Source organism: Pseudomonas batumici, from assembly GCF_000820515.1.
Lineage (GTDB): Bacteria > Pseudomonadota > Gammaproteobacteria > Pseudomonadales > Pseudomonadaceae > Aquipseudomonas > Aquipseudomonas batumici.
On the sequence record NZ_JXDG01000018.1, the window covers coordinates 50888 to 63724 of the forward strand.

12 protein-coding genes are annotated in these 12837 nt (G+C 62.8%); 4 read left to right on the top strand and 8 right to left on the bottom strand.

Annotation, left to right across the window (positions count from 1 at the left end):
- Positions 1-14: 14 nt before the first annotated feature.
- Positions 15-269: a hypothetical protein gene (locus UCMB321_RS08305; RefSeq protein WP_040065303.1), complete on the bottom strand. Its 255-nt coding sequence runs from the start codon at positions 267-269 to the stop codon at positions 15-17.
- 167 nt (positions 270-436) lie between these two features.
- Between UCMB321_RS08305 and UCMB321_RS08310 the strand changes: the two genes are divergently transcribed.
- From UCMB321_RS08310 to UCMB321_RS08325, 4 genes are all read left to right on the top strand, one after another.
- A complete protein-coding gene (locus UCMB321_RS08310) occupies positions 437-913 on the top strand; it encodes a PaaI family thioesterase (protein WP_040065513.1) in 477 nt (158 codons plus the stop codon).
- Positions 910-1365 carry a PaaI family thioesterase gene (locus UCMB321_RS08315; protein WP_040065305.1) on the top strand — a complete coding sequence of 152 codons (456 nt, stop codon included), beginning with the start codon at positions 910-912 and terminating at the stop codon, positions 1363-1365. Before UCMB321_RS08310 ends, UCMB321_RS08315 begins: the two co-directional genes overlap by 4 nt.
- A gap of 88 nt (positions 1366-1453) precedes the next feature.
- Complete coding sequence (htpG, locus tag UCMB321_RS08320) at positions 1454-3358, top strand: molecular chaperone HtpG (RefSeq protein WP_040065518.1); 1905 nt, start codon at positions 1454-1456, stop codon at positions 3356-3358.
- 66 nt (positions 3359-3424) lie between these two features.
- Positions 3425-4153: a dienelactone hydrolase family protein gene (locus UCMB321_RS08325; RefSeq protein WP_040065306.1), complete on the top strand. Its 729-nt coding sequence runs from the start codon at positions 3425-3427 to the stop codon at positions 4151-4153.
- Between the two features lie 150 nt (positions 4154-4303).
- On the opposite strand, the gene UCMB321_RS08330 is transcribed toward UCMB321_RS08325, so the two are convergent.
- The 7 genes from UCMB321_RS08330 to UCMB321_RS08360 form a co-directional block, all read right to left on the bottom strand.
- Entirely contained in the window at positions 4304-5194 is an 891-nt protein-coding gene (locus UCMB321_RS08330) for a pirin family protein (protein WP_040065307.1), read from the bottom strand.
- 59 nt (positions 5195-5253) lie between these two features.
- A complete protein-coding gene (locus tag UCMB321_RS08335) occupies positions 5254-5670 on the bottom strand; it encodes an OsmC family protein (RefSeq protein WP_040065308.1) in 417 nt (138 codons plus the stop codon).
- 175 nt (positions 5671-5845) lie between these two features.
- A complete protein-coding gene (gene fabB, locus UCMB321_RS08340) occupies positions 5846-7066 on the bottom strand; it encodes a beta-ketoacyl-ACP synthase I (RefSeq protein ID WP_040065310.1) in 1221 nt (406 codons plus the stop codon).
- Between the two features lie 11 nt (positions 7067-7077).
- The gene (fabA, locus tag UCMB321_RS08345) at positions 7078-7593 is read right to left on the bottom strand and encodes a 3-hydroxyacyl-[acyl-carrier-protein] dehydratase FabA (RefSeq protein ID WP_040065317.1); all 516 of its coding nucleotides are present in this window, start codon (positions 7591-7593) and stop codon (positions 7078-7080) included.
- Between the two features lie 236 nt (positions 7594-7829).
- Positions 7830-9725 carry an ATP-binding protein gene (locus UCMB321_RS08350; protein ID WP_040065321.1) on the bottom strand — a complete coding sequence of 632 codons (1896 nt, stop codon included), beginning with the start codon at positions 9723-9725 and terminating at the stop codon, positions 7830-7832.
- Positions 9722-10654, bottom strand: coding sequence for an ABC transporter substrate-binding protein (locus UCMB321_RS08355; protein WP_425338541.1), 933 nt, complete (start codon positions 10652-10654; stop codon positions 9722-9724). The genes UCMB321_RS08350 and UCMB321_RS08355 overlap by 4 nt, the downstream gene beginning before the upstream one ends.
- Before the next feature lie 2 nt (positions 10655-10656).
- A complete protein-coding gene (locus tag UCMB321_RS08360; protein ID WP_040065323.1) occupies positions 10657-12780 on the bottom strand; it encodes a TonB-dependent receptor plug domain-containing protein in 2124 nt (707 codons plus the stop codon).
- Positions 12781-12837 lie beyond the last annotated feature (57 nt).

The following is a 12837-nucleotide window of genomic DNA, read 5'->3' on the forward strand; positions in this document are numbered from 1 at the left end:
GAAACTTCGGCCAATCAGGAGCCGGTGGCGGCCTTGGCTGGGGCTGGCGCTTCTACCGGCGCTTTGCTGGAATCAGCCGGAGCTTTGGCAGCATCGACGTTTTCCTTGACGGCCTCGTTCACCTTATCCTGAGCCTGGCTGAGGCTCTTCTGCACTTGCTCGGTGGTTTGTTTGGTGGCGTCTTGAGCTTTGTCCTCGGTTTTTTTATCGCAGGCGGCGAGACCGAGGGAAGCGGTCAACATCAAGGCAATAGCTAAAGTCTTACGCATGGGGGTGTTGCTCCTTTGTGAATATCACTGACTACTGGCCATTCAGAACACACCCCCCAGGGTTAAGTTCCTTGATTTTAAAAGATATATAAGTACCGACCGAACGGAACTTTTTCCCAGTGTTTCGTTTTATCGGGCACTTTTCTCCGGATGAGAGCCATCAGTTCATGACCCAGAGTCCCCTTTTCGAGCGCGCCACCCGCTTTCTCAGCGCTATCCGGCACTGCCAGGTACTCGGGCTGCGCTTGCACAGCGCCGATGCCCAGGGGCTGACCCTGATTCTGCCGTACAGTGCCGACATCGTCGGCGACCCGCGAACCGGGGTCATCCACGGCGGGGCGCTGAGCACCCTGATGGACACCGCCTGTGGCATGGCCACCTTGTGTGTCCTGCCCGAGTTCGAGGTGTGTCCGACGCTGGACCTGCGCATCGACTACATGCATCCGGCCGCGCCCCAGCAGGATGTCTACGGTTTCGCCGAGTGCTACCGGGTCACCCGCGACATCATCTTCGCCCGCGGCTTCGCCTATCAGGATGATCCTGAACGACCCATCGCCCATGTGGTGGGCACCTTCATGCGGATGGGCAAGGGGATCAAGGGCACTCAGGGCTTCAGCGGCTCGATCAATGGCGGTGCCGCATGAGCGACGACTTCAAGAAACAGCTGCAGCAGGCCCACCAGCAGGGCGACTACGGGCAATTGCTGCAGCTTATCCCCTATGCGAAGTTGATCGGCATCCAGTGCTCACGGCTGGGCGATGAGCTGTTGTTCTGCCTGCCGGCCAACCAGGACAACATCGGCAACCCCTTGCTCCCGGCGATTCACGGTGGCGCGATCGCCGGCTTCATGGAACTGGCCGCGGCCCTGCATCTGTTGGTGTTCACCGGTTCGCCGGGCGTGCCCAAGGTCATCGACTTTTCCGTCGATTACCTGCGTGCCGGGCAATATCGCGACACCTACGCCCAATGCCAGGTCTGTCGCCAGGGGCGACGAGTGGCGAACGTCGCGATCACCGCCTGGCAGACTACCGAGGCCGAGCCGATTGCCACCGCCCGGGCCCACTTCAAGATCGAGGAAACGCTCCCCGGCACTTGAAATCCCCGACACCGTCCCCAACTCTGATGACAACCCGCCGCCAACCCTCACGGGGCGGCCACTGCCATCCAATTGGAGTTTGATGACCATGAGTGTGGAAACTCAAAAGGAAACCCTGGGCTTCCAGACCGAGGTGAAGCAACTGCTGCACCTCATGATCCATTCGCTGTATTCCAACAAGGAAATCTTCCTTCGCGAATTGATCTCCAACGCCTCCGACGCTGTCGACAAATTACGTTTCGAAGCCCTGTCCAAGCCCGAGTTGCTGGAAGGTGGCGCGGAACTGAAAATCCGTGTGAGCTTCGACAAGGACGCCAACACCGTCACCCTCGAAGACAACGGCATCGGCATGAGCCGCGACGATGTGATCACCCACCTGGGGACCATCGCCAAGTCCGGCACCGCCGATTTCATGAAGAATCTCTCCGGCGACCAGAAGAAGGACTCGCACCTGATCGGTCAGTTCGGCGTGGGCTTCTACTCGGCCTTCATCGTCGCCGAGCAGGTTGAAGTGTTCAGCCGTCGCGCCGGCCTGACTGCCAGCGAAGGCGTGCACTGGTCGTCCAAGGGCGAGGGCGAGTTCGAAGTCGCCACCCTCGAGAAAGCCGACCGGGGTACCCGCATCGTCCTGCACCTGAAGTCGGGTGAGAACGAGTTCGCCGATGGCTGGCGCCTGCGCAACATCATCAAGAAGTACTCCGACCATATCGCCTTGCCGATCGAGTTGCCGAAAGAAGTGGCCGCTGTCGAAGGCGAGGAGAAGCCGGCGCTGGAATGGGAAACCGTCAACCGTGCCAGTGCCCTGTGGACCCGTCCGCGCACCGAAGTGAAGGACGAGGAATACCAGGAGTTCTACAAGCACATCGCCCATGACTTCGAGAACCCGCTGAGCTGGAGCCACAACAAGGTCGAAGGCAAGCTGGAATACAGCTCGCTGCTCTACGTGCCGGCCCGTGCTCCGTTCGACCTGTACCAGCGTGAAGCGCCGAAAGGCCTCAAGCTGTACGTGCAGCGCGTCTTCGTCATGGACCAGGCCGAATCCTTCCTGCCGCTGTACCTGCGCTTCATCAAGGGCGTGGTCGACTCCAACGACCTGTCCCTGAACGTGTCGCGGGAAATCCTGCAGAAAGACCCGATCATCGACTCGATGAAGTCTGCGCTGACCAAGCGTGTCCTCGACATGCTGGAAAAACTGGCGAAGAACGAGCCCGAGCAATACAAGGGCTTCTGGAAAAACTTCGGCCAGGTCATGAAAGAAGGCCCGGCGGAAGATTTCGCCAACAAGGAAAAAATCGCTGGCCTACTGCGTTTTGCCTCGACCCAGGGTGAAGACGGTGAGCAGGTGGTGTCCCTGGCCGAGTACCTGGCCCGCGCCAAGGAAGGTCAGGACAAGATCTACTACCTGACCGGCGAAACCTACGCCCAGGTCAAGAACAGCCCGCACCTGGAAGTCTTCCGCAAGAAAGGCATCGAAGTGCTGCTGCTGACCGACCGTATCGACGAGTGGCTGATGAGCTACCTCAACGAGTTCGACGGCAAGAGCTTTGTCGACGTCGCGCGCGGTGACCTGGACCTGGGCAACCTGGACTCGGAAGAGGACAAGAAGGCTGCCGAGGAAGTCGCCAAGACCAAGGAAGGCCTGGTGGAGCGCATCAAGACTGCCCTGGGCGACGCGGTCAGCCAAGTGCGGGTTTCCCACCGCCTGACCGATTCCCCGGCGATCCTGGCCATCGGCGAGCAGGACCTGGGCCTGCAGATGCGCCAGATCCTCGAGGCGAGCGGGCAGAAGGTGCCGGACTCCAAGCCGATCTTCGAATTCAATCCGGGGCACCCGCTGATCGAGAAGCTCGACGGCGAGCCGGACGAAGACCGCTTCGGCGATCTGTCGCACATCCTGCTCGACCAGGCGGCCCTAGCGGCCGGCGACAGCCTGAAGGATCCGGCGGCTTATGTCCGTCGGCTGAACAAGCTGCTGGTTGAACTGTCGGTTTAAGCACGTAGCACGAAAACCCGCTTCGGCGGGTTTTTTTATCCTTGGATGTTTTTATCGGAGTCCGAAATGAGCCAAGTTACTGTGAGTTCGGTGGTCTATCAGATCGATGGCCAGTCCTATGAGAGTCGTCTGGCCTTTGACGCCGGTCACAAGGGGCCACGTCCGGGCCTGCTGATGGCGCCGAACTGGATGGGCGTCAGCGCCGGTGCCGAGAAGATCGCCGAGGCGGTGGCGGCCAAGGGGTATGTGGTGTTGATCGCCGACCTCTACGGTCAGTCGGTGCGTCCGAGCAATGGCGATGAAGCCGGCGCGGCGATGATGCCGTTGAAAAACGATCGCGCCCTGCTGCGCAAGCGTATGCAGGCGGCCTTCGAAGCACTGCAAGGCCAGGCGCTGGCGGCGGTGGATACGGCGAAGCTGGCGACCTTCGGTTTCTGCTTTGGCGGTTGCTGCTCGCTGGAGCTGGCCCGTACCGGCGCGCCGTTGAAAGCGGCGGTGTCGTTCCATGGCACCCTGGACACGCCGAATCCGGCGGATGCGAAGAACATCAAGGGCTCGGTGCTGGTGCTGCATGGCGCGTCCGACCCACTGGTGCCGAAAGAGCAACTGCCGGCCTTCGAAGACGAAATGAATGCCGCGGGTGTCGATTGGCAGCTGTTGAGTTATGGCGGCGCGGTGCATTCCTTCACTGACCCGCATGCCAATGTGCCGGGCATGATGATGTACGACGCGAAGACCGCCGCTCGCGCGTTCGTGTCGATGCACAACCTGCTGGAAGAAGTGTTCAAGGGCTGAGGGCTTCATGCTGAACCAACGGCCCTGCACCGACCTGTAGGAGCCGGCTTGCTGCGGGCGGCGTTCCGACGATGGCGTCCGCAAGGACGCCGCAAAACACCCGCGATGGCGATGTGCAATTCACCACCGCCATCGCCAGCAAGCCGGCTCCTACAAGGTTTGCGTTTGCCTGTCAGGGCGTGTCGGCAGCTCGATTCGCTCGCTTTCCCCCGGCACCTTCGGCCAGTCGCCGGCCGCCCAGCGCTGGCGGGCGCTGTCGATCAGCGCCGGATCGCTGGCGACGAAGTTCCAGTTCATCCGCCGTGGCCCGTCCAGCGGCGCACCACCGATCACCACCAGATGACACTCGCCTTCGGCGAACAGCGTGGGGCTGGCTCCCGTCGGCAGCACCACCAGGCTGTGCGGCTCCAACGCTTCGCCCTCCAGCTGCACTTCGCCTTCCAGCACATAGACCGCGCGCTCTGCATACTCATCCGGAATCAGCAGGGTGGTTCCGCTTTCCATCCGGATGTCGGCATACAGCGTGGGCGACAGTACCGGTACCGGTGAGGTCAGGCAAAAGCCGCTGCCGGCGATCAGGCGGATCTTCACCCCCAGGTTGTCGCTGCTGGGCAGGCTGGCGGCGGGGTGATGGCTGTAATGGCCGGGACCCTGTTCCAGGGCCTTGGGTGATGCCAGCCAGATCTGCAGGCCGTGCAGGCTGGAGCCGCTGGCGACGAGTTCGGCGGGGGTGCGTTCGACATGGGCGATGGCGCTGCCGGCGGTCATCCAGCTGACATCGCCAGGCTTGACGTGCTGATCGGAGCCGAGGCTGTCCTTGTGCACGAGCTCGCCGTCGAACAGGTAGGTCAGGGTCGACAGGCCGATATGCGGGTGCTGCCGCACATTCATCCCATGCCCCGGCGGATAGCGGGTTTCCAGCATATGGTCGAAAAACACGAAGGGCCCGACGCTGCGGCACTGGGCCGAGGGCAGGGGGCGCAGGATCGGTTGACCTTCGACATCCTCGGCGCGAGGGCGGATCACCAGTGGTGTGTTCATGGGGCTTCCTGGCTCAGCGGGCAATGCGTCAAGCATAACCCGCTTTTTGGCCGGTGCCTTTACTGGCTGAAGGCGCCTTCGGCCAGCAGGGTTTCGATGCTGACTTCGGTGCTGGTCATCAACTTGTGCACGGGGCAGCGGTCGGCGACTTTATGCAGTTCTTCGCGCTGGGCATCGCTGAGCGCACCCTTGAGGGTCAGCTTGACCTGCAGGCCATACCTGCCTTTCTGTTCCTGGCTGTTGTCGCGCTTGACCTCGACTGTGACCCCGGTCAGCGGGATGCCTTTCTTCTGCGCGTAAAGCTTGAGCGTCAGGGCCTTGCACGTCCCCAGGGCAGCGTCGAAATAGTCGTGGGGTTCCGGGGCGGAGCCTTCGCCACCTGCCGCCTTGGGCACATCGGCGAACAACTGGTGATCATCGATCTGCACGCGGTGACGGAAACCTTCGCTGGATTCGGTGTTGATGGTGATGGTCATGAAAGCCTCGTGGAGAGAGTGACGGGAAAAGACCCTGAACCTTATAGAACACTCGGCGAGGGAGGTGTTCAGCTTTTTTCGCGGTCGTGCCCGATTGTGCAGCGCGCCTCTCCCTGCGGGCAAAAAAAAGCCCCGAACCAGTCGGGGCTTTTTTCATCTTGCGATCAGGCCGGGCTTACTTGCCCTGCCAGCGCTTCAGGACCAGGGTGGCGTTGGTGCCGCCGAAGCCGAAGCTGTTGCTCATCACGTTGTTCAGCTCGACGTTTTCGCGGGTCTTGGTCAGGACCGGCAGGTCGGCGACTTCCGGGTCCAGCTCTTCGATGTTGGCGGAGCCGGCGATGAACTTGCCTTCCATCATCAGCAGGCAGTAGATCGCTTCGTGAACACCGGCAGCGCCCAGGGAGTGACCGGACAGGCTCTTGGTCGAACTGATGGCCGGAGCCTTGTCGCCGAAGACTTCACGCACACCTTTCATTTCCGCGACGTCGCCGACCGGGGTCGAGGTGCCGTGGGTGTTCAGGTAGTCGATCGGGCCGTCCACGGTGGACATCGCCATCTGCATGCAACGCACGGCGCCTTCACCGCTTGGCGCGACCATGTCGTAGCCGTCGGAGGTGGCACCGTAGCCGACGATTTCGGCGTAGATCTTCGCGCCGCGGGCCAGGGCGTGTTCCAGCTCCTCGACCACCACCATGCCGCCACCGCCGGCGATGACGAAACCGTCACGCTTGGCGTCGTAGGCACGCGAGGCCTTCTCCGGGGTTTCGTTGTACTGGGTGGAGAGGGCGCCCATGGCGTCGAACAGGAACGACTGGCTCCAGTGCTCTTCTTCACCGCCACCGGCGAAGACGATGTCCTGCTTGCCCATCTGGATCTGCTCCATGGCGGTACCGATGCAGTGAGCACTGGTGGCGCAGGCGGAGGAGATCGAGTAGTTCAGGCCCTTGATCTTGAACGGCGTGGCCAGGCACGCGGAAACGGTGCTGCCCATGGTGCGGGTCACGCGGTACGGACCGACGCGCTTCACGCCCTTTTCGCGCAGGATATCCAGCGCTTCCATCTGGTTCAGGGTCGAGGCGCCGCCGGAGCCGGCCACCAGGCCGGTGCGCGGGTTGGACACCTGCTCTTCGCTCAGGCCGGCGTCGACGATGGCGTCTTTCATGGCCAGGTAGGCGTAAGCCGCCGCGTGGCCGACGAAGCGATAGATCTTGCGATCGATCAGTTCTTCGAGATTGAGGTCGATGGAGCCGGAAACCTGGCTACGCAGACCCATTTCGGCATATTCCGGGTTGAAGCGGATGCCAGGGCGGCTTGCACGCAGGTTAGCGGAGACGGTCTCTTTGTCATTGCCCAGGCACGAAACGATGCCCAGACCAGTGATAACGACGCGGCGCATGCGAATAACCCTTAGAAGTTGTCAGTGGAGGTGAAAACGCCGACCCGGAGGCCTTCGGCGGTGTAGATCTCGCGACCGTCGACCGTCACCGAACCGTCGGCGATGGCCAGGTTCAGCTTGCCTTTGAGGACGCGCTTGATATGAATGTTGTAGGTCACTTTCTTGGCGGTCGGAAGGACCTGGCCGAAGAATTTCACTTCGCCCGAACCCAGCGCACGACCACGGCCCGGCAGACCCTGCCAGCCGAGGAAGAAACCGACCAGTTGCCACATGGCGTCGAGGCCCAGGCAGCCCGGCATCACCGGATCGCCTTCGAAATGGCAGGCGAAGAACCACAGGTCCGGATTGATATCCAGCTCGGCGACCAATTCACCTTTGCCGTACTTGCCGCCCTCTTCGCTGATATGGGTGATGCGATCCACCATCAGCATGTTCGGGGCGGGCAGTTGCGCGTTACCTGGGCCGAACAGCTCACCGCGACTGCAGCGCAGCAGGTCTTCCCGGGTAAAGGCGTTTTGTTTGGTCATGCGAGCTCCTCAATAGTCCCATGCGGCAGGTGGGGCAAATCTTCCCGGCCGATCGAAGCGTTCACGCCTCGATTCGACAGCCTACTCATAGACTATTGCGTTGTGGTGAAAGTCACAGCGCCAAGGGCATGAAAGTACACTTGTGCACTGAAATTTTTATTCAAGCCGGTTTTCCAGCTCATTCGGGTGCCTAAGACTGCCGCACTTTCGTCTTTCACGCCAGTCACACATGGTATTCAAGGCAGCCAATGCTGGAGAATCTGCTGCAGATCCATGCGTTTGAAGGGCTTGGCCAGGTAGTCGTTCATCCCGGCCCGCAGGCAGTTCTCGCGGTCGCCCTGCAAGGCGTTGGCGGTCAGGGCGATGATCGGCACCTGGGCGTACTCGGGCAGTTGGCGGATTTGCCGGGTGGCTTCGTAGCCGTCGACTATCGGTAGCCGGCAGTCCATCAGGATAGCCGCGAACAGGCCTTTTTTCGCGCTGTCGATGGCCTGGGCGCCGTCGGTGGCGAGGCTGACGTCGAAACCCAGGCCGCGCAGCATGGCGTTGATGACGGTCTGGTTGACCGGGTTGTCTTCCACCAGCAGCACCTTGCGCCCTTCACCATGGTCGGCGGGCGCTGACGGCAAGGCGACCGGCTCGGCCGGATGATGCAGGGCCAGGGGGATTTCCAGGGTGAAGACCGAGCCCTGGCCCTCTTCGCTGCGGGCGTGCAGGGTGCCGCCCATGCGCTCGGCCAGGGTCCGTGCAATGGGCAGCCCCAGGCCGGTGCCGCCGTAGCGCCGGGAGATCGAACTGTCGGCCTGCTGGAAGGCATCGAACATCAGTTCCAGGCGTTCGCTGGAAATGCCGATGCCGCTGTCGCGGACCGTGCAGGTGAACCACAGCACGTCGTCGTCCAGCGCCTGCCAGTGCGGTTCGATGCCGACGCTGCCGTGCTCGGTGAATTTCAGCGCATTGCCGATCAGGTTGACTAGGATCTGGCGGATCCGCGTCGGGTCGCCCTTGACCTGCAAGGCCTGCATGTCCGCCGGGATCTGCAGGTCCAGGCGCAGCCCGCGTTGGCTCGCGTTGTGCTGGAAAGCCTGGGCGCAGCTGTTGATCAGTTCGGCAAGGCGGAACGGAATGTGTTCCAGCTCCAGGGCCGAACGCTCGATCCGCGAGAAGTCGAGGATATCGTTGATCACCTTGAGCAAGTGTTCGGTGGACTCCGAGGCCAGGGCCGCGTATTCGCTCTGTTCCTCGGTCATCTCGGTGGTTTCGAGCAGTTGCAGCATGCCCAGTACACCGTTCATCGGCGTGCGCAGTTCGTGGCTCATCATGGCCAGGAAGTCCGACTTGGCATTGTTGGCCCGTTCCGCTTCCTCGCGGGTCTGGATCAACTGGGCAATGGCCTGGTGCTGTTCGCGGCTGGCCTGGTCCAGGGCGCCGGCGAGGTTGTTGATATGTCGCGACAGGGCGCCGAGCTCGGTGTCGTCCACCACCGGCAGCTGGGTCTTGTAGTCGCCCTGTTGAATCGCCTTGACCGCGTGGCCCATGGCGCTGATCGGTTGCGACAGGCTGGCCGCCAGCCGCCGGGCCAGGAGAAAGGTGAACAGCAGGGCGAACAGCGCCAGGATGCCGGCCTTGAGCAGGATTTCCTGTTGTCGTTGGCTGAAGGCGTCGTTGGACATGCCGACAATCACCCGCCCCAGATAGTCCTCGTTGGTCGCCACGCCCGCGCTGCTGTGTTCCTGCAGGAAGTCGTTGTCCAACCGAATGCGTTGCAGGCGCACCGGTGCCTGGAACAGTTTGGTCGACTGGGGCCGGGCATGCTCCAGCGCGGATTGCTCGACATACACCAGGATGTTGTTGCTGCGGTCCTGGACCTCGAGGAAGCGCACGTGGGGTGTGGCCAGGGTCGCCCGCATCAGGCTTTCCAGGACTTCGTTGTTGCCGGAAATTACCCCGTATTCGGTGGCCGGGGCCAACTGATTGGCGATCAGCTGACCGGTGCGGTCGAGTTCCTGGCGCAGGTCCTGGATCCGCACGAAGGTGAAGAAACTGATCAGCAGCAAGGTCAGCAACAGCGCGGGGCCGAGGCTGATCATCTGGGTCCGGGCGCTGATGCCCCAATACCGTCGCAGGGTCATGGGCGGGTCTCTCCTTCGGCCAGCCGGTGGGCGAGCGAGGCTTCGTCGATCGGTTCGATACCCAGGGAACGGGCGACCTGCGGGTTGCTCAGGACCTTGAACCGTTGCGGATACAGGCTGCCCGGCCAGCCGGACGGGGGCCGCTCGAGCAACTCGTCGAGGATCGCCAGCCAGTCGCTCTGGTCGCTGTAGGTGCTGGCCAGGCTGCCGGCCTTGACGAAGCCGGCGTTGGGACCGATCAGCGCCAGTTGCCGGGCATAGCTGCTGAGCAACAGGTTCTTCGCGGTCCTGGGGTTATACAGGGTCGGATCGTCCAGCCCCAGCAGGACGTCGCTGCTCTTGAGCAGGGTCTGCAGGGGGCGACTGTCGCCGGTGTCGTCCCAGCGCTGGGGGACGATCTCCAGTCCCAGGGGGCGGGCCGCCTGGTCCAGCTCGGCCAGCAGGAACTCGCTGCTGCGGGTATAGAGCACACCGATCCGGCGGGCCTGGGGCATGACCTCGCGGATCAGGCGCAACTGGCGGGGCAGGGGCGGGTCGCTCCACAGCAGGCTGAGATTGGCCGGCGGGCCGTTTTCCAGGCGCTGCATCGCTTGCAGGCGGCTGATGCGCAGGACCAGGGTCGCGGGGCCTTGTTTATCCTTCAGTCGCCAGTCGAGGCTGGGCGGGTCCAGCAGGATCAGCCGGGTGGCCGGCGGCAGTCGGTTGGGCTCGGGCATCTGCGCCAGGGGCACGAAGCGTATCCGGTCGTTCGGGCGCTGTTGCGCCAGCGCGGCGGTGAAGGCCTGGACCCCGGGGCTGTCCTCGACGCCGGTCAACAGCACTTCGGCCGCCCGCGCCGGTAGGCTCGGCAACAGCACCAGCAGGGTCAGCCCCAGCGTCCTCAGGCAGCGGCCCCATCCGGATGTCATCCTTGACCCAAAGGTGCTCATTGTCAGAACTCCAGCTCTGCGCTGAAGTAGACGGCACGACGCTGGTTGTAATTGTTGTCGATCCAGGTGATGGGCTGGTCGTCGAGACGTTGCTGCAGCATCCCGGCCAGTTCCAGGCTGGCCCTGCCCAAGGGAATGCGTTTGGCGAGGCGCAGGTCGACCCGTTCGAAGCGATATTGGTTGATGGCGTCGTCGCCATAGTAGAAGACCGAACTGGACCAGCCGGCGCCCCAGTCGCGCATCCAGCCGGCCGAGCCGCTGTTGCGCGCGGTGAAGTGCTCGTCGACCGGGTTGCTGGCCTGGACATCGACATAGGCATAGGTCAGGCGCAGGCGGTCGGCGCTGTCCAGGCGCCAGTCGAACTGGGCTTCGCTGCCGGTAAAGCGTGAGCTGTTGGCGTTGCTGGCGATGAACTGGTTGTTGCGCAGCGGCGTACTGATCATGTCGCTGATTTCGTCGTAGAACAGCTTCACGTCGAGGCTCAGGCCGATCTCGGTGAAGAAACCGTTATAGCCCAGTTCGCGCGAGCGCATGCGCTCCTTGTCCAGGTTTCCCGGGCCACGGGTCCGGACGAAATACTGGCCGCTGTTCTGACCGTAGGTAGGGGAATCCAGATTGGTGACCCGATAGCTCCAGTTGACGTTGTTCTCGAACATGTCCGGCGAGCGAATGGCTTCGGAATAGACCGCGCGCAGACCATGCCGGGGATTGATCAGGTAGTTCACCGCAAAGCGCGGGGTCAGGGAGCTGCCGGTCAGTTGCGTGTCTTCGTACATGGCGCCGCCCTGTACCAGCCAGTGTTCGCTGGCGCGCCATTCGAGCTGGCCGAACAGGCGCCAGGTGGTGTCGTCGGCGGTGCCATTGAAATAGGTCTCGGAGTCTGCCCGGTCATAACGATAGTTCATGCCGCTGACCAGGCGCAGGCCGTCCGACAGGCTTAGGGTGTCCTGCAGTTCGAGATCGTAGCGGGTCTCGCGGGTGCTTTGGTCGATATCGCCGCAGACGGTCTGGCTGGCACCGCCGGCCCATTGGCCGAGGACCTGGTTGGCCAGCGCCTGTTCGGCGGCACTGCCCGCCGGCGGGCTGCCAGGGGAGTAACTCGTTATATTGCGTGCCAGGGTTTCGGCATAGTTGGGATTCAACTGCCACAACTGGGTCAGTTGCGGACTGAACGAGATCTTGGCATCGCAGGCGCGCCAGACCTGCTGGCGATCCCAATGCTGGGCCGAGCCCTGGATATACAGGCTGTGCTGGGGATTGAGGTCGAGGTTCCAGCGCAGCGAGCCGGCATAGTCCTTGGCGACCACGTCGGAATTGTCGCCGGCCGCGGTGATGCCGGGAAACACCGCCCTGTAGGTGTAGGGCCGCTGGTTGGTGCCGTCCTTGACGTTCAATTGCCAATCGATGCTCTGTCGTTCATCGAGCGTCTGGCTGGCCGAGAGGTTGACCCGGGTGATGCGCCGGCCGTCGCGGTAGTCCGCGCCCAGGTGGTCACTCTGGAAACCTTCGTCTTCCTGGCCGGACATCGACAGGCGCAGGTCGCCAGTCCCCCAGCCCGTGCCCTGGCTGGCGTACCAGTCATTGATGCCGCGATCGCCGCGGGTGACCTTCAGTTGCGAACCGTGGGTACTGCCCGGTGACTTGGTGAGGATGTTGACCACAGCCATCAGCGCGTTGGCGCCGTAGCTGACGGTATTGGGGCCACGAAAGACCTCGATGCGCTCGATATCCTCCAGGGCCACCGGGATATCGCTCCAGTCCACGGTCGCCAGGCCCGCGCGATAGACCGAGCGGCCATCGATCAGGACCTGCATGCGCCGGGCGTTGGCGGCGTCGGTGCCGTGGTAGTTGATGCTGGCCTGGTTGCCGTTGGTGTAGCCGACCATCATGCCCGGCACCAGGCGCAGCAGCTCGCTGATATCCCGGGCGCCGCTGGCCTTGATCAGTTCGTTGTCGATCACCGTCATGCTGCCGGGCACGGCGGCCGGCGATTGTTTCAGGCGGGTGGCCGTCAGCACCTCGGGCAGGGGCTGGTTTTCCAGGAACAGGTCGTCAGCCAGCAACGGGCCGCTGAACAGCAGGGCCAGGGCGACGGAGGAGCGAGCGGTGGGAGGGCCAAAAGACACGGCACAGCCTTGAGGAAAAGAATAGCCGTGCATGTTAACCGAGCTTGGCGGCTTTGC

Coding starts and splice junctions, on each gene's coding strand:
- fabA (WP_040065317.1), bottom strand. CDS start 7,593: ATGACCAAACAAAACGCCTTTACCCGGGAAGACCTGCTGCGCTGCAGT.
- fabB (WP_040065310.1), bottom strand. CDS start 7,066: ATGCGCCGCGTCGTTATCACTGGTCTGGGCATCGTTTCGTGCCTGGGC.
- UCMB321_RS08325 (WP_040065306.1), top strand. CDS start 3,425: ATGAGCCAAGTTACTGTGAGTTCGGTGGTCTATCAGATCGATGGCCAG.
- UCMB321_RS08350 (WP_040065321.1), bottom strand. CDS start 9,725: ATGACCCTGCGACGGTATTGGGGCATCAGCGCCCGGACCCAGATGATC.
- htpG (WP_040065518.1), top strand. CDS start 1,454: ATGAGTGTGGAAACTCAAAAGGAAACCCTGGGCTTCCAGACCGAGGTG.
- UCMB321_RS08355 (WP_425338541.1), bottom strand. CDS start 10,654: ATGAGCACCTTTGGGTCAAGGATGACATCCGGATGGGGCCGCTGCCTG.
- UCMB321_RS08305 (WP_040065303.1), bottom strand. CDS start 269: ATGCGTAAGACTTTAGCTATTGCCTTGATGTTGACCGCTTCCCTCGGT.
- UCMB321_RS08310 (WP_040065513.1), top strand. CDS start 437: ATGACCCAGAGTCCCCTTTTCGAGCGCGCCACCCGCTTTCTCAGCGCT.
- UCMB321_RS08315 (WP_040065305.1), top strand. CDS start 910: ATGAGCGACGACTTCAAGAAACAGCTGCAGCAGGCCCACCAGCAGGGC.
- UCMB321_RS08335 (WP_040065308.1), bottom strand. CDS start 5,670: ATGACCATCACCATCAACACCGAATCCAGCGAAGGTTTCCGTCACCGC.
- UCMB321_RS08330 (WP_040065307.1), bottom strand. CDS start 5,194: ATGAACACACCACTGGTGATCCGCCCTCGCGCCGAGGATGTCGAAGGT.